The organism is Nocardia sp. NPDC051756 (assembly GCF_040681495.1).
In the GTDB taxonomy this organism is placed as follows: Bacteria; Actinomycetota; Actinomycetes; order Mycobacteriales; family Mycobacteriaceae; genus Nocardia.
The window spans coordinates 1-23,207 of the sequence record NZ_JBFAYV010000007.1 but is presented as its reverse complement, the minus strand read 5'-3'; the positions used below and the strand labels follow the sequence as shown (position 1 = coordinate 23,207).

At 69.9% G+C, this 23,207-nt stretch carries 15 protein-coding genes; 10 read left to right on the top strand and 5 right to left on the bottom strand.

What is annotated here, in order from left to right:
- Positions 1-151: 151 nt before the first annotated feature.
- The 3 genes from AB0M22_RS30290 to AB0M22_RS30280 are packed head-to-tail and all read left to right on the top strand — an operon-like array spanning position 152 to position 7,994.
- Positions 152-3,466 (top strand): amino acid adenylation domain-containing protein, encoded by a 3,315-nt coding sequence (locus AB0M22_RS30290; RefSeq protein WP_364734147.1) that lies wholly within the window; start codon positions 152-154, stop codon positions 3,464-3,466.
- Complete coding sequence (locus AB0M22_RS30285; RefSeq protein ID WP_364734144.1) at positions 3,463-4,242, top strand: alpha/beta fold hydrolase; 780 nt, start codon at positions 3,463-3,465, stop codon at positions 4,240-4,242. The genes AB0M22_RS30290 and AB0M22_RS30285 overlap by 4 nt, the downstream gene beginning before the upstream one ends.
- A 17-nt stretch (positions 4,243-4,259) precedes the next feature.
- Complete coding sequence (locus AB0M22_RS30280; RefSeq protein WP_364734141.1) at positions 4,260-7,994, top strand: SDR family NAD(P)-dependent oxidoreductase; 3,735 nt, start codon at positions 4,260-4,262, stop codon at positions 7,992-7,994.
- A gap of 102 nt (positions 7,995-8,096) precedes the next feature.
- On the opposite strand, the gene AB0M22_RS30275 is transcribed toward AB0M22_RS30280, so the two are convergent.
- Genes AB0M22_RS30275 through AB0M22_RS30255 form a run of 5 tightly spaced genes read right to left on the bottom strand, consistent with a single transcriptional unit; the run spans position 8,097 to position 12,995 of the window.
- The gene (locus tag AB0M22_RS30275; RefSeq protein ID WP_364734138.1) at positions 8,097-9,302 is read right to left on the bottom strand and encodes an acyltransferase; all 1,206 of its coding nucleotides are present in this window, start codon (positions 9,300-9,302) and stop codon (positions 8,097-8,099) included.
- Between the two features lie 56 nt (positions 9,303-9,358).
- Positions 9,359-9,631: an acyl carrier protein gene (locus AB0M22_RS30270; protein WP_364734136.1), complete on the bottom strand. Its 273-nt coding sequence runs from the start codon at positions 9,629-9,631 to the stop codon at positions 9,359-9,361.
- A 13-nt stretch (positions 9,632-9,644) separates the two neighbouring features.
- Positions 9,645-10,772: a transketolase C-terminal domain-containing protein gene (locus AB0M22_RS30265; protein ID WP_364734133.1), complete on the bottom strand. Its 1,128-nt coding sequence runs from the start codon at positions 10,770-10,772 to the stop codon at positions 9,645-9,647.
- Positions 10,769-11,662 (bottom strand): transketolase, encoded by an 894-nt coding sequence (locus tag AB0M22_RS30260; RefSeq protein ID WP_364734130.1) that lies wholly within the window; start codon positions 11,660-11,662, stop codon positions 10,769-10,771. Before AB0M22_RS30260 ends, AB0M22_RS30265 begins: the two co-directional genes overlap by 4 nt.
- A gap of 25 nt (positions 11,663-11,687) precedes the next feature.
- Positions 11,688-12,995 carry a DegT/DnrJ/EryC1/StrS family aminotransferase gene (locus AB0M22_RS30255; RefSeq protein WP_364734128.1) on the bottom strand — a complete coding sequence of 436 codons (1,308 nt, stop codon included), beginning with the start codon at positions 12,993-12,995 and terminating at the stop codon, positions 11,688-11,690.
- Between the two features lie 358 nt (positions 12,996-13,353).
- On the opposite strand from AB0M22_RS30255, the gene lysW reads away from it, so the two are divergent.
- The 7 genes from lysW to AB0M22_RS30220 all read left to right on the top strand — a co-directional run bounded on the left by lysW (position 13,354) and on the right by AB0M22_RS30220 (position 23,103).
- Positions 13,354-13,533, top strand: coding sequence for a lysine biosynthesis protein LysW (gene lysW / locus AB0M22_RS30250; RefSeq protein WP_364734126.1), 180 nt, complete (start codon positions 13,354-13,356; stop codon positions 13,531-13,533).
- Between the two features lie 5 nt (positions 13,534-13,538).
- Positions 13,539-14,513, top strand: coding sequence for an N-acetyl-gamma-glutamyl-phosphate reductase (argC, locus tag AB0M22_RS30245; protein WP_364734124.1), 975 nt, complete (start codon positions 13,539-13,541; stop codon positions 14,511-14,513).
- A gap of 16 nt (positions 14,514-14,529) precedes the next feature.
- Complete coding sequence (argB, locus tag AB0M22_RS30240; RefSeq protein WP_364734122.1) at positions 14,530-15,402, top strand: acetylglutamate kinase; 873 nt, start codon at positions 14,530-14,532, stop codon at positions 15,400-15,402.
- The gene (locus AB0M22_RS30235; RefSeq protein ID WP_364734120.1) at positions 15,399-16,574 is read left to right on the top strand and encodes a M20/M25/M40 family metallo-hydrolase; all 1,176 of its coding nucleotides are present in this window, start codon (positions 15,399-15,401) and stop codon (positions 16,572-16,574) included. The genes argB and AB0M22_RS30235 overlap by 4 nt, the downstream gene beginning before the upstream one ends.
- Positions 16,574-17,395 carry an SDR family oxidoreductase gene (locus AB0M22_RS30230; protein ID WP_364734118.1) on the top strand — a complete coding sequence of 274 codons (822 nt, stop codon included), beginning with the start codon at positions 16,574-16,576 and terminating at the stop codon, positions 17,393-17,395. The genes AB0M22_RS30235 and AB0M22_RS30230 overlap by 1 nt, the downstream gene beginning before the upstream one ends.
- Before the next feature lie 121 nt (positions 17,396-17,516).
- Positions 17,517-17,735, top strand: a complete 219-nt coding sequence (locus AB0M22_RS30225) for an MbtH family protein (RefSeq protein WP_364734116.1) — start codon at positions 17,517-17,519, stop codon at positions 17,733-17,735.
- 19 nt (positions 17,736-17,754) lie between these two features.
- Positions 17,755-23,103, top strand: a complete 5,349-nt coding sequence (locus AB0M22_RS30220; protein ID WP_364734113.1) for a type I polyketide synthase — start codon at positions 17,755-17,757, stop codon at positions 23,101-23,103.
- Positions 23,104-23,207 lie beyond the last annotated feature (104 nt).

The window sequence follows — 23,207 nt, the reverse complement described above, 5'->3', positions numbered from 1 at the left end:
ATGTTTCAGGTCGATGTGCGACGTCGAGAATTTGTCCATTTACAGACTATTTCGCGGCGACTTGCAGAGTATTATGTTGACTTCGAGGGGTCTGTTCTCAACAGGCGACATCTAGCTGTAGTAAGTTGCAGATTGACTGGGAGGCCACGGCATGGGTCCACAGAGCGAGTTGCTTCGTCGACTGCGCCAGCTCCCGGGGGAGCGCCGAGACGAGTTGCTGGCCCAGCTGGCAGACGTCTCCTCCGGGGTCCGATCGGCACCGCTGTCCTACCGGCAGGAGCAGCTGTGGCTGTTCGACCGGCTCGCTCCGAGCAGCCTGGCCTATGGGCTCGGCTTCGCGTTCCCGATCGACGGCCCGCTCGATGCCGAGGCGTTGCGCGCGGCGCTGACCGATCTGTTGCGCAGGCACACGGTGCTGCGGTCGACCTTCCCGGACGAGGACACGCGCGGCACCCAGCAGGTGCTTCCGGTGCCGGAGCTGCGGCTGACCGTGGAGGACGTGGCCGACGGGCAGTTGCGGGCGCGGGCCGACGAGGTGGTGCAGGATGAGTTGCGCCGCGGTCTGCAACTCAATACTGGTCCGGCGATCCGGCTCCGGTTGCTGCGCGCCGATCCGGAACGGCATCTGCTGGTCCTGATCGGTCACTACATCGTGCTCGACCCGCGTTCGGCGCGGGTTTTGCAGGGCGACTTGGCTTTTGCCTACCGCGCGCGGGTGGCCGGCGAGACACCGCAGTGGTCGCAGGAACCGGTCGACTTCGGTGCCTACGCGGGTTGGCAGCGGGAGTGGTGCGGACAGGACCCCGCACGTGAGGCCACCGAGTACTGGCGTGGCGCGCTATCCGGCTGGGAGGGAACGGAGTTGCCGCCGGACGGTCATCGTCCGCGACTGCTCGACCTGAGCAGCGACGTGGTCACCGGGTCGTTGCCGCCGGAACTCGTTGCCGCCGTGCACACGCTGGCCGGGACCGCGGGCGCCGAGCGGGACGACGTTCTGCTGGCCGCGCTGCTAGTGGTGATCGCCCGGCACACCGCCAGAGGCGATCTCACCGTCGGGCTGCCGTTCGACGTCACCGGACCGTTCGACGCGGATCGGCTGGTCGGTGACTGCGGCAACCTGATGCCGCTGCGGGTCGAGCTGGACGAGGCGGACAGCTTCGTCGCGGTGATCGCCGCGGTGCATGCCGCCCGATTGGCCGGTGCGCTGCACGCGACGTTGCCGTTCAAACTGATCCTGGATGCGCTCGGCGTCGAGCCGGACACGGGTCGATTGCCGCTCGTGCAGATCGGTTTCGTCAATACCGGCGAGCCCGCCGGCCCGATCGAGGCCGACGCGGTGCGGATCGGCTTCGAGCAGGTCGACGCCGGAGCCGGGGCCTTCGAGCTGGCACTCGAGGTCAGCGGCGGCGAGCAACCCACGGTGGCTTTGCGATTCGCCACGGCGCTCTACCGTGCGGCCACGGCCGACCGCCTGCTGGACCGGTTCTTGCAGACCCTCGACGCGCTCTGCACCCAGCCCGACCGACCGCTGGGCGACGCTCCGTTCGGCACCACGCGGGAACGCGCGGACATCCTCGAACACTGGAACGCGCCGATCGGCCTGCCCCTGGACACCCCGGTGCACGAACTCTTCGCCGAGGTCGCCGCCGCCGATCCGGACCACGCGGCGCTGGTCTGGCAGGACGGCAGCCTGAGCTACCGGGCCCTGGACGACTGGTCTCGCCGCATCGCCGACCGGCTGGCGGCGGCCGGCGCCGGACCCGGTGACCTGATCCCGGTGGTGATGGAACGCGGCCCCGCGCTGATCGCGGTCGCCCTCGGCGTGCTGCGCGCCGGAGCCGCCTACGTGCCGCTCGATGTCACCCAGCCGGACGAGCGGCTGGAGATGATCCTCGAGGACACCGACGCCAAAACCATTGTGGTCTCACCGGCTACCGCGGAGCGGGTGCCGCCACCGCATCGGCTGGTCATCGACCCGGATCCGGACCACGAGTCGCTGCGGCCTGCGGATCCGCCCGGCCCCGCGCCCGCGGTGCCGCCCGCCGCGGCCGCCTACGTGATCTACACGTCGGGCTCCACCGGCAAGCCCAAAGGTGTTGTGGTCGAACACCGTAACGTCACCAACTTCGTCCGCACGGTGCGCGCGATGTTCGACCTCACCCCGCAAGACCGTGTGCTGCACTTCAATTCGCCCGGCTTCGACGTCTCGGTCTTCGAGATCTTCGGCACGCTGCTCAGCGGCGCCGTGCTGTATGTGATGGACGAGGATCAGCGCCGGTCGGTGGACGCGCTCGACGCGGTGCTGCGCGGGCAGCGGATCACCATCGTCGACCTGCCGCCGGCGATCATGGGACTGCTTGCGCCGGAAGGCTATCCGGATCTGCGGGTGGCGTTCGTCGGCGGTGAGGCGTTCACCGGTGAGCTGACCACCCGATGGGCGCGCGGCCGCGGATTCTGGAACGGCTACGGGCCCACCGAGACCACGGTGACCGTGGTCGCCAAACTCTGTGAGGGGGAGTGGACCTCGTCGCCGCCGATCGGGCGGGCGATGGCCAACCATCGCGCCTACGTCGTGGACAGCACCGGCGCGGGCGTGCTGCCGCCCGGCGCGATCGGCGAGCTGGCCATCGCCGGGCTCGGGGTGGCGCGCGGATACCTCGGCCGGCCCGATCTGACCGCGGACCGGTTCCGGCCGGACCCCGACGGGCCGCCCGGAAGTCGCCGCTACCTCACCGGCGACCTCGCGGTCTGGGATGAAGCGGGCGATCTGTGCTTCGTCGGCCGGGCCGATCGGCAGGTGAAGATCCGCGGCGTGCGTATCGAATTGGGCGAGGTGGAGGCCGCGCTGCACGCGGTGTCCGGCGTCGCGCAGGCGGTCGCCTCGGTGGTGATCGAACCGCGGACCGGCGCGATGCTGGTCGCCTACGTGGTGCCCGAGCGCGCCGGTGAGCTGCAACTCGATTCCGTTCGCGCGGCGGTCAGCGGTCGGCTGCCCGCGGCGATGGTGCCCTCGGTGCTGGTGCCGCTCGACGAGGTGCCGCTCACGCCGAGCGGCAAGATCGACCGGCGGCGGTTGCCCGCGGTGGAGTTCTCGGTGGACGAGCTGACCGATGCCGACGAGGAGAACAGCACGCCCACCGAACGCGTCATGCGTGCAGAGGTTTTCGCGCCGCTGCTCGGTGTCCGGATCGGCAACGACGTGAACTTCTTCGCCGCGGGCGGGACCAGTCTGGAGGCCATTCAGCTGTCCTCGCGGGTCAATGCGGTGTTCGGGGTCGCGCCCTCGATCGCGGATTTCTTCGCCGATCCGACGGTGTCCGGGCTGGCCGCGTTGGTCGACGCGGCGAAGGCGGAGCAGCAGACCCAGCAGGACGCGCTGGCGGACGCGCTGAAGCTGGTCGAGGGACGCAGCGACGCCGAAATCGCCGCGCTGGCCGCCGAATTGGATGGGACGGCAGTGCAATGACGTCCGATATCGGGCCGGTGAGTTACACGACCGACTCGCTCTGGGTGCGCCGGCTGCCTCGCCCGGGCGCTCGGTTGCGGCTGATCTGTCTGCCGTTCGCCGGCGGCGGTGCGTCGGTGTTCCAGCGGCTGGCGGCGCTGCTGCCTGCCGAGGTGGAGACGCTGGTGGTGCAACTGCCGGGGCGCGAGGATCGGTCGCGGGAAGATCCGCCGAGTGACATCGCTCGGCTGGTGACCGCGTGCGCGATCGCGTTGCGGCCGTACACGACGATGCCGTACGCGTTGTACGGGCATTGTGCCGGTGGGCTTTTGGCGTTCGAGATCGCGCACGAGATGGGCAGCCGGTTCGGGACCTGGCCGCAGCGGTTGATCGTCGGTGAACAGCCCGCGCCGCAGGCCCCGCCGCCCGACGAACCGCTGCATCGACTGCCGGACGAACAGTTGCTCGCCACCGTGCGCGAACGCGGCGGGCTGCCCGAGGCGGTGGTGCGCAATGCGGAGTTGCAGGAGTTCTTGCTGCCGATGCTGCGCAGCGAGTTCGCGCTCTGGGAGAACTACCGGTATCGGCCGCACCCGCCGCTGCCGGTGCCGATCACCACGGTGCGCGGGTCCACCGGATCGGTGGACGCGACGACCCTGGCCGGTTGGGCCGAGCAGAGCAGCGCCGGATACACCGGGCTGAGCGTCGAGGGCGGTCACTACTTCATCGTCGGACTCACCGCGGCGGTCGCGCGGCAGATCGGCGAGCAGCTGCCCGCCGTGGCGCCGGCCGCTTAGGACGAAAGGACGCTCGCGTGCGCACTGCCGCTAGCCCAAGCACCCGGGTTTCGCCGGAGGACATCGCCCGGATCGCGGTAGACACGGCGGGCGTGCTCGACGCGGCCGCCGTGTATGACCGGCGGTTGCGTTCCCCACGGTCGCGGCAGGCTGCGGGTGCGAGCACTGTGCCGACCGGCGTCGCGATCTCGCCGGACCGGCTCGCGTCGACGCGTGGGGCGGAGCCGGTGGTGCCCGCGGACGCGGTGTCGACGTTGCCGGAGGCGTTGGCGCGCGCTGCGCGGGTGGCGGCCGATCGCGGCACCACCTATGTGCTGCCGGACGGGAGCACGGATCGGCAGACCTATGCCGAGCTGTATGACGACGCGCGCCGGGTGCTCGGCGGGTTGCGCAGGCACGGGCTGGCAGTGGGCAATTCAGTTCTCTTGCAGTGCGCGGACAGCCGGAACTTCGTCACCACCTGGTGGGCCTGTGTGCTCGGTGGATTCCTGCCGACCGCGGTGGCTCCCGCGCCGGAGTACAGCACCGACAACGCCGGGGTGCGCAAACTGGTCGCCGCCTGGGAACTGCTCGGGCATCCGCCGGTGGTCGCCGATCCCGAGTTGCTCGCGGGGGTGCGGTCGTTGGGCGATCGGTTGCCGGACGGCGAAGCGTTGCGCGTGCTGGACGCGAGCACGTTGTTCGATCCGGAGCCGGCCGACTGGACGGTGCCCGATCCGGGGCAACTCGTGGTCAACCTGTTGACCTCCGGTAGCACCGGCACGCCCAAATGCGTTCAGCACTATCACCATACGATCGTCGCGCGGACCTACGCCGCGATCGACGCGAACAACTTCACCGAGCACGAGGTGTCGTTGAACTGGATGCCGCTCGACCATGTCGGCGGAATGATCATGTTCAATCTGCGGGACGTGTTTCTCACCTGCGAGCACGTCAATGTGCGGACGGAGTCGGTGATCGGTCGTCCGCTGCTCTGGCTGGACTGTGTCGACCGGTTCCGGGCGACCTGTACGTGGGCGCCGAACTTCGCGTTCTCGCTGGTCTGTCAGCGGCCCGACGAGATCGCCGCGGGCGCTTGGGATCTGAGCAGCCTGAACAACATCTGCAACGCGGGCGAGGCCGTGGTGGCGCGTACCGCTCGTCGTTTCGTGGAACTGCTTGTGCCGCATCGGCTCCCGGCCGACGCCATGGTGCCGTGCTGGGGGATGTCGGAGACGTCTTCGGGCGTGACCTACTCCCGGATGCGGCTCGATGATCCAGCGGCGGCGACCATTACGCTCGAGCCCGCCTCGTTGGACGGTGGGTTACGCGAATTGCCGGTCGGGACGCCGGGTGCATTGGTGGTGACCGAGGCGGGCACGCCGATTCCCGGAGTGGCGCTGCGGATTACCGACGATCAGGGGAGTGTGCTGCCCGAGGGGCGGGTCGGTCGGTTGCACGTGTCCGGGCACACCGTGCACTGCGGGTATGCGCACAACGAGCGGGCGAATCGGGAGAGTTTCACCGCCGACGGCTGGTTCGATACCGGTGATCTGGGGTTCCTCAGCGACGGTCGGCTGTATCTGACCGGCCGTGGGAAGAACACGGTGATCGTCAACGGGGCGAACTTTCCGGCGCACGAGATCGAGGCGGTGGTCGAGCAGGTCTCCGGCGTGCGGCCTGCGTGTTCGGCGGTGGTCGGGGTGCCCGACGAGGACACCGGGACCGACGCGTTGGTGGTGTTCTTCGTGCCGGAAACCGATGACGTGCCCGCGCTGGTAGACACCATTCGGGTTGCGCTGGCCCGGGATCTGGCGTTGCGGGCGACCTACCTGGTGCCGGTGACGGCGCAGGAGTTTCCGCGGCAGCAGGGTGGAAAGGTGCAGCGCGAGAGGTTGTTCGAAGGGTGGCATGCGGGGCGGTTCGATGACCGTTGCTATGGCGGGGAGGTCGACGGTGCCGATCCGGAAGTCGTGGATGACGATACCGGTGTCGCGGCGCTCGCGGTCGGCTGGGAGCCGTCCGAGTTGCCGTTGCGGCCGCGATCCGAGGGGCCGGTGATTGCCTGTGTCAGCGGTCCCGCTCTCGATTGGCTGGGGGCGGTTGATGCTCAGGTCTCGATCGGTAACGACCCTGATCTGTTCGGTCAGGCCTTGGCACAGGCGGTGGATCTGGTCGGATCCGGTGTGCTGCACGTGCTTTTCGTTGCCACCGGCGACGCCGCCGATTCGTCCGATGTCTGTGTGCTGGCGCAGTTCCGCACCGTGGCAGGTGCTTTGGCGCGCATTCGGCCTGACGCCGAACTCACCGTTCTCACTACCGGTGCCGCGCAAGCTGTTCCCGGCGACCTGGTGGTACCGGGTCGCGTCGGGCTGACCGCGCTGGTGCGGACGGCGCGCGCGGAACGACTGGTTGCCCGGTGCGCGCTGATCGATGCCTCCGCCGACGCGAATGTGCTTGCCGCAGTGGCGGAACAGCGGCATGACAATGACGTGGTCGCGGTGCGCGACGGCGTTCCGTTGCAGCAGCGCTTGCGCACGGTGCCGTTGCCGGAGGCCTTCGACGTGCCCACCGGTGTACTGCCCCGCGGCGGAACCTGCCTGCTCACCGGCGGACTCGGCGGTCTGGGGCGGACGGTGGCCGAGCATCTGGTGACCGCGCACGGTGCCCGGCTGCTGATCGTCGGACGTACCCCGGTGGCGGAATTGGACGCCGGCGCGCAGGCAGAGCTGGAGATCCTCGGTACGGTCGGCGAGGTCCGGTATCGCCGGGTCGATGTCGCCGACGCGGCCGCGCTGGCGCGGGAAGTAGCCGAGGCCGAGGCGGATTGGGGCCGAGGGCTGGACTTGGTGCTGCACCTTGCCGGTGCTCCGGTCGCGCCGCAGTGGGATCGATTGTCCGAGCACGAGTTACGGACCGAATCCGCGGACTGGTTCGATCGGATGCTGCGGCCCAAGGCCGGCGGCTGCGTCGCCATCGACAAAATCCTGGCCACCCGGCCGGATACCGCCGTCGTGGTCTTCTCCTCCGTCAACGGGCTGTTCGGCGGCACCGGATTCGGCGCCTACTCCGCCGCCAACGCGGTGCTGGACGGCTGGGCACAGCGCTGGTCGGCCACGGGCCGGCGAGCACAGAGTCTGGCCTGGAGCATGTGGGGCGGGCCGGGCATGAATCAGGGGAGTCCGCTGGTCGCCGCCGCCCGGCACCGGGGTCTGTCGCTGATCGATCCGGTGCTCGGGATGGTGGCGCTGCTGCGTGCGCTGCATGTCGGGGCGCCGCACCTGCTGCTCGGGGCCGATCCGGCGCACGAGCAGATCAAGCCGTTCCTGGCGGCGGACCAATTGCGCAGCGGGACAATCGCGGTCGCGGTGGTGCCGCGGCCGGGGGCGGATCCGCAGCGGGTGCGGGCGGCGGTGGCGGCCAGGCTGGCCGGCCACGCCATCTTCGCCCGGGTGGCGGTGACCTCGCGGATCGAGCGGGATCGCAGCGGCGCCCCGGACCGGGTGGCCTTGCTGGCCGCCATCGCGGCCGGAAGTGCCGGCTACGTGGCTCCCGAGGGCTGGCTGGAGGAGCTGGTGGCGGGGGCCGCGGCGGCGGTGCTGGCGGTGGCCCGGGTCGGGCGGGAGGATTCGTTCTTCGGGCTCGGGTTCGACTCGCTGCGTGCGGTGCAGCTGGCGGCGACGTTGAGCGAGCGGCTCGCGCAGCAGGTCAGCGTCGGGTTGCTGTACGAGTCGCCGACCGTGCGTTCGCTGGCCGCCAGCATCGCGGTCTGAGCACCGGAAATACCTGCTCCACCATAGACATGGCGATGGCCTTTCCGGACAGAACCTAGGTCCTGTCCGGAAAGGCCATCTGAGTCGAGTTGTGCCGCAACCCTATTGCGGGGCGGTGGTGGCCGGCACACTCTGCGGCGGTCGACTCGAACGACTCCACCGGTTCATCGCGGGCCGTTCCACGAACAGATGCAGCAGCACCGACAACCCGATACTGACCGCGATCGTTACCACCGACAACGCGACCACCCAAGCCCACGAAGACGTGCTACTCGGATCCCCACCCCAGCCCGGTGAGGTGCGCCCGATCGGTCCGTAGGCCACGACCAGCCAGTGGATGAGGTAGATCGAGTAGGAGATCTCGCCGAGGAAGACCATCTTCCGCCCGCCGAATGCCGTTGCGCGCGAGCTGAGATCGGCGGTGGCGACCGCCCCGATCACCAGCGCCATCGGCAACGCCTGCAACACCGCGACACCGAACCGCAGCGGCAGCACGCCCTGCGCGAACACCGCGAGGATCGGCAGCACGAGCGCTACCGGCAGCGGGAAGCGAATCCACTTGCCGTGGATCAGGATCTGCGCCAGCACCATGCCGAGGATGAACTCCAGCATCCGCACCGGCGGGAAGAACGTCATGAACCACATCCGCAACCACGGCACGCCGGTGCCCTGCTGAATCTCCGAGTCGGGCAACAGGGTTGCCACGAACGGGATCGACCAGATCAGCGCGTATGTCGCGCCGAACGCCAGCCACAGCCGTTCCGGGCGGATCTTCTGCACCAGCGGCAGCAGGATCGGGAACAGCAGGTAGAACAGCAGATCCAGGCCCAGCGACCAGGTCGGCGCGTTCGACCAGAGGTTGTAGAGCAGGTGCTGGTCCGGAATCCACGCGTGCACCAGGAACAACGTCGCCACGGTGTCACGGGCGGACAAGGCATGGCCGGCGATCGCCGCGAGCACACACAGCACGGCGAACGTCACGAGGTGGTTCGGGTAGACCCGGAAGAACCGGCGCCGCCAGAACCGCTTCACCGGAACCTTTTTGGTGGTGACCCAGGTCAGCACGAACCCGCTCAGGACGAAGAAGAACGACAGCGCGGCGATGCCGATGGCGTGGAAGGTGCCGATCACCGGCCGCGAGTCGGTCAACCGCGGCACCACATTGATCCCGACATGGCACAGCACGACCGCCATCGCCGCGTAGAAGCGCAATCCGGTGAGGGAAGGCATGTTTCGAGTGCGGTCCACGGTGGGCTCCGGCGTACCGGGCGCCGGCGCGGGCACCGCTTTCAGCGTGGGTTCCTCCATGGGACTTCCTCCAGCAACTGATGTCGTCAGGTGATCACGAGGTCGCGACGCCATGTTCATGCACCTCCGTCGGCATCGATGGCGGTCGGCGGGAGTTCACCGGCCAGTTCGCGGATCGCGGTGGCCTGATAGAACTTCCGGGCCGGCAGGCGCACACCCTGTTCGGCCTCGATCAGGTCGAGCACCTCGATGGCGGTCAGCGAGGTGCCGCCGAGGGCGAAGAACTCGTCGTCCGGCGTGGTCTCGTGCTTCAACTGGAGTACGCGCTGGAATACGCTCTGCACGTAGCGGATTCGGGCCTCGTCGCGGACCCGTGCCGGACTGTCCATCGTCATCACCTCGTCAAAGGGCAGCGGCACTGTGCTGCGCCGGTTGCTGGATCGGTCGATCATTCGATTCGTGGGTCCGGTCGTCCGGCCGCCGGGCGAGCAACTCTCGCGCGGCGTCCAGCACGGCCTCGGTACTCACGCCATGTGCCTGCAACACGGTCCGCTGCTCGTGCACGCGGGCGCCCGGGCGTCCGCGGACCGCCAATCGGCGCAGCGGCACGGCCAATTCGGCCGATACCACCTCGGCGACCGCATCGCCCAGGCCGCCCTGCGGGCGATGCTCCTCGACGGTGACCACGCCGGCGCGGCCGCGGCAGGCGGCCAGCAGGCCGTCCCGGTCCAGCGGGTGCAGGGTGTGCAGGTCGACGACCTGCACACCGATTCCCTCGGCGGCCAGATCGTCGGCGGCTTCGAGGGCGAAAAGCAGTGGTAGTGGGCCTGCCGCGACGAGCGTCACGTCCGCGCCTTCGCGCAGCATCCGGGCCTGGCCGAGTACGAAATCGGGCGTCGGGCCCGGCGGTGTCGGGGTGGCCGAGCGGCCCAGTCGTAGGTAGCCCGGACCGGGCAGGTCGTGCAATTGGCGCGTGGCGGAACCGATTTGGTGTGCGTCGCCGGGGACGACGATCGCCAAGTCGAACAGGGCGCGGGTCACCGCCAGGTCTTCCAGGGCGAAGTGGCTGGTACCGAAATGCGCTGCGGAGACGCCGCCGTGGGTGGCGATCACTCGTACCGGCAGCCGGTTGCCGACGATGTCGAGCTTCAGGAACTCGCCCGCGCGCATGGTGGCGAAGGTGGCCATGGTGTGCACGTAGGGGAGGAAGCCGCGCCGTGCGAGTCCCGCGGCGACCGTCATCAGGTTGGCTTCGGCGATGCCGACATTGATGTAGCGGTCGGGGAACTGCTCGCCGAAGGTGTTCTCCAAGCCGCCGGTGTCGGAGTCTAGGCAGATCACCCGGGGGTCGGCGGCGGCCAGCTCCAGGAGCGCTTCGCGGTAGGCGGCGCGCGGATCGGGGCCGAGTTCCGGAACATGCTGCGCCGCAGATAGATCCGTGGCGGGTGGGGTTGCGACGGTGCGAGGCTCGGAAAGTCGGTCGGAGACCTGGGGTGAGCCGACGTCCGGGATGATCGGTGTGCCGGTCATGACGCGCCGCCTGCCGGTCGGGCCAGTGCGGCCAATGCTCGACGTACCAGCGGTGGCTTGAGTTTGGCGTAGTGCCCGGCCACCCGGTCTTCCAGGAATGGCACCCCGCGGCCTTTCACCGTCCGGGCGATCACCATGACCGGGCCGTCCGGCGACGGCCGCAGCGCCTCGCGCAGCGCGCTCAGGTCGTGTCCGTCGATGCTGCGCACCTGCCAGCCGAACGCGGTGAACTTGGCGTCGAGCGGTTCGAGTCCGACGCAGTCTTCGGTGCGCCCGGTGATCTGTAATCCGTTGCGGTCCACGGCCGCCACGAGTCCGGGCAGCTTGCGGTGTCCCGCCAAGAGGGCCGCCTCCCAGACGCTGCCCTCTTGCAGTTCGCCGTCGCCGAGCAGGGTGTACACGTGGCGGTCGCCGCCGGACAACTGCTCGGCCAAAGCAAGGCCGATCGACAGGCCGAGACCGTGACCCAGTGAGCCGGTGGCGAATTCGACTCCCGGCAGTTCGTACGGCGGGTGGCCGAACAGGCGGCTGCCGGGTCGGGCGTAGGTGTCCAACTCCTCGACGGGAATTCGACCGAGTTGGGCCAGCGCGCTGTACAGCGCCGGTGCGGCGTGGCCCTTGCTGAGCACGAAAGAGTCACCAGGGCGCAGTATCTCGGCGTAGAGCATGGCGATCAGGTCGGCACTGGAAAGGCTGCCGCCCGCGTGCGCGCCCTCGGGTCCGCCCGCCATCCGGATCACGTCTGCACGGATCCGTTGCGCCATCGCCGCCGAATCATGCTTCGGTGCCGTGACATCCGCCGATGCCGTGGCGTCGGTCGGCGGCGCGGCCTCGATCGGTGCCGCACCGTTCGCGGGGGAATGCGGCGGGCCGGTGGTGGCCATGGCCATGTCGTGTTCCCTTCGAGTCGGTGGGTCAGCCCCTGCGCAGCACTTCGCGCCAGCCGGGAGCGGGCCGGGAGCTGGCCATTCGGCGGATGAGATCGAGGTGCTGCCAAGCCTTTTCGAAGGCGTCGGCATAGCGCTGGAGCAGTGGGCCTGCGGCGGGATCGAGATGCCGGCGTTGCAGGCAGAGCGATCCGTCGACGACGGCGGCGGTTACCGGGAAGCGCTCGGCGACTTCGTCGAGCGCGGCCGACTCGGACAGCCCGGCTCGGCGGAACGCGGGGTGTGCGGGCAGCGGGACGACCTGGTACTGCGACACCGGGACGCCCTCGGCCCGCAGCACCCGGTGCAGGGCGGCGCGCAGACCGGTCCGATGCTCGGGGCCGAGGCCGAACGCCGCGGGATCGGGCATGAAACGCAGGATGTGCCAGGCATGCGTGCGACCGGGCGGAACATTGGGGACGCGCAGTCCGGGCAGCTGGGCCAGGCGGTTCAGGAAGCCGCGGATATGTGGCTCGCGTTGCCGGGCGGAATCGTCGAAGCGGGTCAACTGGGACAGGGTGAATGCGGCGGCGACCGGCGCTATCCGGGCGTTGAGCGCGGCTCGGTGGGCGATGTAGGTGCGGGCGCCGGACGGCGTCAGCTCGCCGAAGTTGCGCAGCCGGACCAACTGTTCGTGCAGGTCGTCATCGTCGGTGGTGATGAGGCCGCCCTCGCCGCAGGTCGGCAGGTTCTTGTGTGGGTGCAGGCTGAAACAGCCCGCGGCACCGAGGGCGCCGACTCGGCGGCCGTCGAGTTCCGCGCCGTGCGCCTGGGCGGCGTCCTCCACGACGGGGATGCCGAGGCGATCGGCCAGTTTGCGGAGTGCGGACATGTCGGCCGGGAGGCCGTGTAGATGGACCGGCAGTAGGGCCTTGGTGCGTGGTCCCGCGGCGTGGGCAGCGGATCGCGGGTCGAGGGTGTAGGTCTCGGGTTCCACATCGGCGAAGACGGCGGTGCCGCCGGCCGCGTAGACGGCGTGCGCGGTGGCGTTCATGGTCAGCGCCGGGACGATCACCTCGTCGCCGGGGCCGATGCCGCGGCCGCGCAGGGCCAGATGCAGGGCGGCGGTGCCGGAGGCGACGGCGACGCAGTGCCGGGTTCCGGTGGCCTTGGCCCACGCGTTCTCCAGTTCGCCGACTTCGGGTTCCGCGGGAGTGGCGGCGTTCAGCTTGCCGCTGCGTAGCACCCGGAGCACGGCTTGTTCGTCCGCCGTGGTGACGATCGGCCAGTCGCCGCCCGCAGTGTCCTTGGGGACGGCGCGCGGTCCGCCGAGTAGGGCAAGGCCGGTGTCAGGCATCGGCGGGGACCACTTCTCTACCGCGAAACATACCGCATGCAGATACAGACTCTACATAGTCATCATGCAGACGTTGTCGGGTTTTCGTGCCGCCGATGGTCCGTCCACCCCGATTCGCGCGACCTGCCCACTCGATCTCCACCGCCCATGTCTCCCTGTCTATTACGCGATGAGGCAGCCGAACCGAGTCGCCGACTCGAATACTCTGCGATCGCTTCCGCCAGTGCCTGCCCCGTGGTCACGTCGGGTTTTCCGCGTCCCTTTGGCTGTACGATCTGGGGTGTGTTGAGATGAAGTATGTGTTAGTTTTTGCAGTGTGAATATAGACAGTAGTCACACAATCTACGGGAGGCAACCCATGACTACCGCAGTAAGTGCGGAGTGTCCCGAGTGCCGGGATTCGGTGAATCTGTCCAATGACCTGCTGGTTGCCGAGATCGTGATCTGCCAACACTGCACGAGCGAACTCGAGGTTGTGGCCACCGAACCCGTCGTTTTGGCGCTGGCTCCCGAAGTCGAAGAGGACTGGGGCGAGTAGTGAAGGTGAGCGTCGTCGGCGCGGCCGGCTACACCGGTGGCGAACTGCTCCGGTTGGTGCACGGACATCCGGAATTGGAGCTGGTGCAAGCCATCTCGCGCCGGTACGCGGGCCGGCCGGTATCGGAAGTGCACCCGAATCTGCATCACCTCGGGCTGACCTTCCACGCGCCGCCGGAGCTCGACCGGGTGAGTATCGCCTTTCTGGCCGTATCGATGGGCGCCGCCGCGGAGCTGGAAGCCGGGATCAGCGAGCGCGCCGAGACGATCGTGGACTTGAGCCCGGACTTCCGCGCGGGTGCCCTGTCGGCGTCGGGCGTCGCGTACAAGACCGGGCTGCCGGAACTCTTCGCCGACGAGTTGGCCGGCGCGACCCGGATCAGCGTTCCCGGCTGCATGGCCACGGCCGTCGTATTGGCTTTGGCGCCGGTGCAGCGCGCCGGGCTCGTCGCCGGTGACGTAGTGGTGGACGCGCGGACCGGCTCATCGGGTTCCGGCGCCGAGCCCACGCTGGCCTCGCATCATGCCGAGCGCGGGCAGGCCTTTCGCGTCTACCGCCCGGCCGGACATCGGCACGAGGCGGAGGTCGCCGAGCTTGCCGGGGTGCGGGCGCGGATGACCGTCACGGCCGTGCCCTCGGTGCGCGGCGTGCAGGTGATCTGCCATGTCACGCCGCCGCGGCCGGTCACCCGGCAAGAAGTCCTGCGGGTTTTGCAGCGGGCCTACCGCGACCGCCCGTTCGTCCGGGTGGTTGCGCGCGGCCGCGGCGTGCATCGGATGCCGGATCCACAGTTCTTGTCCGGCAGCAACTTTGTCGATATCGGCTGCGCGGTGGACGCGGACGGCGGCCGGATCGTGCTGGTCGCGGCCTTGGACAACTTGGTCAAGGGCGCGGCGGGCGGCGGCGTGCAAAGCCTGAACGTAGCCAGTGGCTTGGCCGAGGACGCGGGTCTGGGTTTTCCCGGCCTGCATCCTGCCTGATCGGAGAGAGCGGGACATGACGGCTCAGCGACAAGAACACGGCCGGAGCACGCATGGCCTGGTGCGAAACGCGCTGACCGGCGGAGTGCTCGTGGTCAAGATCGGTGGCGGCGCGGACCCGGAACCGGTGCTCGACGAGGTGGCCGAGCTGGCCGCGGCCGGGCAGCCGGTGGTGCTCGTGCACGGTGGCGGCGTCGCCGCGGACCGGCTCGCCGACCAACTCGGCGTGCGGCGTGCAGTGATCGAGTCGCCGGACGGGACGCACAGCAGACGCACCGATCCCCGCATGCTCGCGGTACTCACCCTCACCCTGCTCGGACAGGTGAAACCCCAACTGGTCAGCGGATTACGCGCCCGCGGCGCGCCCGCGGTCGGCCTGAGCGGCGCGGACAGCGCACTCATCACCGCCTCCCGCAAACCCGCCATCCGGTCCGTGCAGGCCGGGCGGACCACGTTGATCCGCGACGACCAGTCCGGCCGGATCGAACACGTCGACCCCAGCCTGCTGCGCGTGGTGCTGGCGCGCGGCGACGTTCCCGTGGTGTCCCCGCCGGCCAGCGACGCCGAAGGCAACCTGCTCAATGTCGACGCCGACGAGGTGGCGGCCCGGCTCGCCGCGGCGCTGAATGCCTCGGCGCTCGTGCTGCTCACCGACGTATGCGGCGTGCTGTCCGACCCGTCCGACCCGGCCAGCCGGATCATCGAGGTCGGCCCGCAGCACCTGACCGGCGACGTCGTGCGCGGACGAATGCGGCACAAGGTCCGGGCCGGGCTGCGGGCCAGCCGGACGGTGGCGCAGGTGAGTATCGCTTCAGCCCACCACCATCGGCCGATCCGGCAGGCGCTGGCCGGCGGCGGCACGTGGGTGCGCGAAGGAAGTGCCGCATGAGTGACCCCCGCCCCGCCACCGCCCGATCCCGCCCGGTCCGCCCGCTCGACTTGCAGGGCGACTATCCGGCCTGGTTGTTGCGCGCCGCCGTCGGCATCCCCTCGGTTTCCGGCGAGGAACTGCCGGTCGCCGGCTTCCTCGCGGAACAGCTGACCGCACTGGGTTTCGACGCACACGTCGACGAGGTCGGCAACGTGCACGGCGTGATCGGCCCGAGCACCGCCCCCACCGTGATGCTGCTCGGACACATCGACACCGTTCCCGGCCGCGTACCGGTCTGCCAGATCGGCGATCTGCTCTACGGCCGCGGCGCGGTCGACGCCAAAGGCGCCATGGTGGCGATGATTTGCGCCGCCGCGCGCAGCAGCGACGTGCGCGTGCACGTGGTCGGCGCGGTCGGCGAGGAGGTGGCCGGCGGCCGCGGCGCGCTGCACGTGATGGCGACGGTCCCGAAACCCGCGGCGGTGGTGATCGGCGAACCGAGCGGCTGGGACGGAATCTGCCTGGGCTACAAGGGCCGGACCGGCATCGGCTACGAAGTGCAGCAGCCACCGCTGCACACCAGCAGCCCGGAACCGACCGCCGTGGAATGGGCTGTCCGGTTCGCCTCGGAGGTGCAGGGCTACCTGCGTGGGCTCTCGCCAGACGCCGACCCGATCGCGTTCGGCGTCGCCACTGGCACCCTCACCTGGCTGCGCGGCGACCTCGCCCGCGCCGAGGCCTTCCTCACGTGCCGGGTACCACCCGGCTTCGACTTCGCCGCACTCGAACGTTTCGCCAAAAGCCTTCCGCACAGCCGGATCTGGGTGGACGAGCGAGTGCCCGGCGTGACCCGTCCGCGGGCCGATCCGGTGGTCAGCCAACTGCGCGCCGCGATCGCGTCCCGGGGCGTGCGCCCCACGCTGAAGCTCAAGGCAGGCAGCTCGGACATGAACACGCTCGACCCGTGGGGCGTGCCGATGGCCGCCTACGGGCCGGGCGACGCGCACCTGGACCACACCATCGACGAACACATCGCGCTCAGCGACCTGTACCGCGCGATCGATGTGCTCGCGCTGGCGCTGCCCCGCCTCGCCCGGCAGATCCCCGTCGAGGTAGCCGAAACTGTCTACCGCCCAACGGCTTTCGCCGGAACGGCACCGCACGACCGAACACATTCCTTGGAGGCCTGATGCTGCTCGACGGGAACGTCGCCATGATCACCGGCGCCGCTCGCGCACTGGGCCGTTCGCACGCTGTGCTTTTCGCCGGCGAAGGCGCGGACCTGATCCTGGTCGACCACTGCGCGCCGGACGCCGGACCCTATCCGATGTCGAGCCGCCGCGATCTGGAGGAGACCGCCGAATCCTGCCGCAGGCTGGGCAGCCGGGTGGTGACCGCGGTGGCCGACGTTCGTGACCAAGCCGCCGTGGACAAGGCGACGGCGGCCGGCGTGGACGAGTTCGGCCGGATCGACGTCCTGCTGAACAACGCGGGCATGCTCGGCCCTGGCGGTCGCCGCGTGCACGAACTGACCGAGGAACAGTGGCAACTCGCCCTCGACGTCAACCTCAGCGGCACCTGGCGCTGCTGCCGGGCGGTGTTGCCGCACATGGTCGAACAGGGCGGCGGCCGGATCGTGAACACCTCGTCCACCGGCGGCCGCGTCGCCTTCGAGATGTACGCCAACTACGTCGCCGCCAAGCACGGCGTGATCGGACTGACCAAAGCCATTGCGCTGGAATACGGCCGCAACGGCGTGCGGGCGAACGCGGTGTGCCCCAGCACCGTTGCCGACAACTCGTCGCTCGGCACCCGCAGCACCCGCGCGGTCGCCGAGGGCATGGGCGCCGAATTGCAGGACTACGAGCGCAGTTCCGCCGCACTGCATCCGATCGGCCGGCTGGTCACCGCGGCCGAGGTGTCGGCGGCCTGCCTCTGGCTGGCCGGACCGCACTCCGGCGGCGTCACCGGCACCGAGCTGGTGGTCGACGGCGGTTTCACCGCCCGCTGACCCGAACCACCTGTCCAGCAGAGACATCCGCAAAACCGACCGGGAGGACGCGCCGAGACCTTGCCGCAGCCATCGCACGGCGGCGACCAGACCTGGGCGTTCTAGATCGATGGGAGTAACAGTGACCACGGACGAGCGCACGTATCTCGTGGTGCGCAACCACGAGGAACAGTACTCAATCTGGCCCGACGGGCGGGACGTCCCGGACGGTTGGGCCGCTCAAGGTTTCGCCGGCCCGAAGGACGAATGCCTGGCACACATCGCCGAGGTATGGACCGACATGCGACCGCTGAGCCTGCGCCGAGCAACTGACAATGAGGGAGGCGTGCGCCTTGACTGACAATGGCCAGACTTCGACTGTGACCCCGCATCCGACCGAGGAGCCGCTCGCGGTGATCGGCATGAGCTGCCGGTTCGCCCCCGATCTAGACACCCCCGGCCAGCTGTGGGAACACCTGCGCGCCGGCCGCAGCGCGGTGGGCGAGATGCCCTCCCGGCGTTGGGATCCCTACGAGATCGACCCGCAGACCCGGGCCATCCTGCGCAAGACCACCCGTAAGGGTTCGTTCATGCGCGACATCGAGGGCTTCGACGCGGAGTTCTTCCAGATCACGCCGCGCGAGGCCGAGTACATCGATCCGCAACAGCGGATCATGCTCGAATTGGCTTGGGAGGCACTGTGTGACGCGGGCCTGCCGCCGATGTCGTTGTCCGGCAGCAATGCCGGGGTCTACGTGGCGGCGAACTCCAACGACTACGGCCGCAGGCTGCTGGAGGACTTGAGTCGCACGGGCGCCTGGGCGGTGAACGGAACCACGTTCTACGGCATCGCCAATCGGATCTCCTATTTCCTCGACACCCACGGCCCGAGCATGGCGGTGGACGCCGCGTGCGCGGGTTCGCTGACCGCCCTGCACGTCGCCTGCCAGAGCCTGCGCAGCGGGGAGACCGGCGTCGCGATCGTCGGCGGCATCAACATCATGGCCTCGCCGGCCCTGGTGGTGGCTCTCGACGCGGCCTCGGCGACCGCGCCGGACGGACGTAGCAAGGCGTTCGACAAGGCGGCCGACGGATACGGGCGCGGTGAGGGCGGCGGCGTCGTCGTGCTCAAGCGGCTCGGTGATGCGGTCCGCGACGGGGACCGGGTGCACGGGCTGGTGCTGGCCAGCGGCGCGTTCCAGGACGGTCGCTCCGACGGGATGATGGCGCCGAGCGGCGACGGTCAGCGGCGGATGTTCCAGGAGATCTACCAGCGGGCCGGAATCGAGCCGCACACAGTGCAATACGTCGAGGCGCACGGCACCGGAACGCGGCTCGGCGACTCGGCCGAGGCCGGTGCGATGGGCAGTGTCTTCGGTGCCGGTCGCGACACTGATGACCCGCTGCTGATCGGCACGCTCAAGCCGAATGTCGGCCACGTCGAGGCGGCTTCGGGCATTGCCGGGGTGATCAAGGTGCTGCTGTCCATGCGGCACGGCGAGCTGCCTGCCAGTCCGCACGAGGAGGTCGATCCGGAGCTGGATCTGGCGGCCAACGGGATGCGCCTGGTCGGCGAGCCGACCGCATGGCAGGCAGGCGTGCACGGTAGGCGGGCCGGTGTCTCCAGTTACGGTGTGGGCGGGTCGATTTCGCACGTCGTGTTGCAGCAGCCGCCGGAAGAGGTGAACGCGGCGGCTGACCGCCGTCGCGATCGGGCCGCCCGGCCGTGGGTGTTCCCGGTGTCGGCGGCGTCCGAGGCGGGCGTGCGCGGGCTGGCCGGCGTGATGGCCGAATGGGTGCGTGCGAACCCCGATGTCGATCTGGATTCGTTGGCGCACACCCTGTCCGACCGCCGCTCGCACCTGGCTCGGCGCGCCGCGGTGGTGGCCGGCAGCGCCGAGGAACTGGTCATCGGCCTGGACTCGCTGGCCGACGCCGAGGGCACACCGACCATGACCACCTGGGCGGCAAACACTTTCGGCGACAGTGGCGCCGCCGGGCCGGTCTGGGTGTTCTCCGGGCACGGCTCGCAATGGTCCGGGATGGGGCAGGAGCTGCTCGAAACGGAGTCGGCGTTCGCCGCCGTCATCGACGAACTGGCGCCCATCTTCAAGGAAGAACTGGGCTGGACTCCGCGCGAGGCCATCGAAGCGGGCGGGCCGTGGACGGTAACCCGCACGCAGGCAATGACGTTCGCGATGCAGGTCGCCCTGGCCGAGTTGTGGTCGCAGCTCGGTCTGCGTCCGGGTGCGGTGATCGGGCACTCGGTCGGCGAGATCGCGGCCGCCACGGTGGCCGGGAGCCTGGACCGCACGGAGGCGGCACGATTCGCCTGCCGCCGGGCTCGTGCGCTGGAGCAGATCGCCGGGCGCGGTGCGATGGCGATGGTGCCCATGGCCTTCGGCGATGTCGAGCAACGGGTGACCGGGCGTGCCGGGGTGGTCGCCGCGATCGCCGCCAGCCCGTTGTCCACGGTGGTCTCCGGTGACATCGACGCGGTCGACGCACTGGTCGCCGAGTTGGCGGCCGAGGGCATCCAGGCCCGTCGGGTGAACAGCGATGTCGCCTTCCACAGTCCACACGTGCGCGAGGTGCTGGACCAGGTAGGCGCGGCCGCCGACGAGCTGCATGCCGGTGCCGCGCAGGTGTCGCTGTACAGCACGGCTTTGGCCGATCCGCGTTCCGACGCGCTGCGCGAGGGCAAGTACTGGGTCACCAACCTGTCCGATCCGGTGCGCTTCCATCAGGCGGTCCGCGCCGCGCTGGACGACGGCGCCCGGGTGTTCGTCGAGGTCTCCTCGCATCCGGTGGTCGCGCACTCGATCACCGAAACCGCCTTGGACGCCGGCGTTTCCGACGTTCAGGTGGCAATCACCCTGCGCAAGGACAAGGCGGAGCAACGCACCGTGCTGGCCAATCTGGCCCGCCTGCACAGCGTCGGCTGCCCGGTGAACTGGTCCTACACCGGGGAATTGGTGGACATCCCCGGCGTGCGCTGGCAGCACCGGCCGTTCTGGATCTTCCCGGACACCCCGCCGGAGCGCGGCGCGGGCCGCGGCCACGACCCGGACACACACACGCTGGTCGGTGGGCACACCACCGTCGCGAGCGCGCCGGTGCAGCGGGTCTGGCAGACCGAACTCGACATGTCCAACCGGCCATACGTGCAGTCGCACAAGGTGGTCGGCGTGGAGACGGTGCCCGCGTCGGTCGTGCTGAACTCGTTCATCGGCGCCGCCACCGCCGCGGGCGAACCGGCTTGCGGGTTGCGCGACATCGTGTTCCGCACGCCGCTGGCCGCGCATCCGCCACGGGTCGTGCAGGTGGTCCTCGAGCAGGACAAGGTGCGCCTGGCCAGCCGGATCAAACGCGACGAGGACAGCATCGGTCACGACGACGAATGGCTGACCCACACCACCGCGACGGTGGTGCGCGCACCGGTCGTCGGCGAGACCCGGCTGGAAGACCCGGACGTGATCCGGGCCCGCTGCCCGGTCTCCTGGACCTGGTCCAAGGTGGACGGGATCTTCCGCGCGATGGGCGTGGACGGCTACACGTTCCCCTGGGTGGTCGAGGAATTGGTGCGCGGCGACGAGGAACAGCTCGCCACCGTGACCGTCGACCACACCCCGAAGCTGCACCCGTCCAGCTGGACCGCGGTGATCGACGCGGCGCTCACCGCGAGCGGCGTGCTGGTGATGGCCGAGGACTCGTCCGTGCTGCGCACCTCCTCGCACCTCGAGTCGCTGGCCTTCCGCGGCGACCCGCCGGGCCGCATCTACGTGCACACCACCCGAGACCCGCGCACGCCGGACACCATCAATATGGTGGTCGCCGACGAGAGCGGCGAGGTGGTGTGTGAGGCAAAGGGATTGCGCTACGTCAAGGTGCAGGACATCGGTTCCGGCGCCGTCGGCCCGCGTCAGCTCGTACACGAAATGGCTTGGGAGCCGGTGGAAGTGCGCGCCGACGCCCGAGTTCCGCAGCAGGCTCTGCTGATCGGACGTTCCACCGGCTGGCCCGCGCTGATCGAAGCGCTCGCCGTGCGCGGCGTGACGGCGCGGGCGGTGGCGGATCCGGCTGCGATCGAGGACGGCCTGCTCGCCGCGGGCGACGCGGTTATCGTTGCGCCGCAAGCGCTGCTGCCGGGCGAGACGCCCGAACTGGCGGCCCGTCGATGCGCGGAGACGCTCGTCGACGCCGTGCAACGGGTGGCCGCCATCCCGGACGCGCAGCGCAGACCCACCGTCTGGGTGCTCACCGAAGGCGTACGCGACGGCGGTGCCGAGGCCGCGCTGTCGCACGCGCCGCTGTGGGGTGCCAGCCGGATCGTCGCAGGTGAGCGTCCCGATTTGTGGGGCGGTGTCATCGACATCGCCGATGACACCGCCCCCGAGTCGGTGGCCGCGCTGATCGGCGCACTGCCGCCCACCGAGGACGTGCTGTCGGTAACCCCCGAGGGCGTGTTCGCGGCCAGGTTGCGCAAGATCGAACGCCCGGCCGAGCACGAGGCGGTGGACTGCCGGCCGAACGGGACCTACCTGATCACCGGCGGTCTCGGCGCGCTCGGCCTGGAGGCCGCACGGCATCTGGTCGAACGGGGCGCCCGCCGGCTCGTGCTGATCGGTCGCCGCGGGCTGCCGCCACGGTCGGAATGGGATTCGGTGCCGGACCCGGCGGTGGCCGCGCAAGTCGCGGAGGTGGTCGCCCTGGAGGCGGCCGGAGCCACGGTACGGGTTCTGCGCCTCGACATCTCCGATGCCGAGGCGACGGCAAGGGCACTCGATCCCGGCACGCTGGACATGCCGCCGGTGCGGGGCATCGTGCACTGCGCCGGTGTGGTGTCCGACGCGCTGGTGGAGAAGACGCGTCCGACAAACCTGGACACCACCATGGGCCCGAAGGTCGACGGCGCGATGGTCCTGCATCGCCTGTTCCCCGCGGGCACGCTGGACTTCTTCACCATGTTCTCCTCCTGCGGCCAGCTGGCCCGGCTCACCGGCCAGGTCAGCTACGCGGCCGCCAACTCGTTCCTGGACGGGTTGGCCGCGCTGCGGCGGGCGCAGGGCGAGTTCGGCGCGAACAGCATCGCGTGGGCCCAGTGGATCGGCCGGGGCATGGGCGAAACCACCGGCAAGACAACGATTCTGGAGGCCGAGTCGCGCGGTCTGGGCGGCATCACGGTCACCGAGGCCCTGCGCAGCTGGAGCTACGCGGACCGGTTCGGCCTGCCGTACGTCGCGGTCATGCGGGTCATGCCCGACCACACCCTGCCGATCTTCGCCCACCTCTCGGCCACCGAGACGGGCGCGGAAAGCACCGGCGGCGGCGCGGTGGACTGGGCCACCGTGCCCGCCGACGAGCTGGCGGGGCTGGTGCTCGCGGAGACGCACGAGCAGGTGGCCGCCGAGCTCAACCTCGCGCCGGACGACATCGCGATCGACCGGCCGTTGCTCGAGCTCGGCGTCGACTCGGTGCTCACGGTCGCCCTGCGGGTGCGGTTGCACCGATGCTTCGGGGTGGACCTGCCGCCGACGATCCTCTGGAGCAACCCGACCGTCCGTGCGCTGGCAGAACTGCTGGCCACCGAGGTCGGGGGAGCGCCGCAGGACGAAGCAGTGGTCGTCGAGGGCGAATCCACGCCCGCGGCGGACGCGAAGGGAATCTCGGTACCCGCCGAAGTGCTGGAGGTACCGGTGCAAGCCCCGGTGACCGAACCGGTGGGCTGAGCGGAGCGGGGGGGCGGGAAAAACACCCCCGGCCGGCCCACCCGCCCGGGGGGGGCGGGGTCGGCCCCCCCCCCGCCCGGCCCCAGCGCCCCTAACAAAAAAAC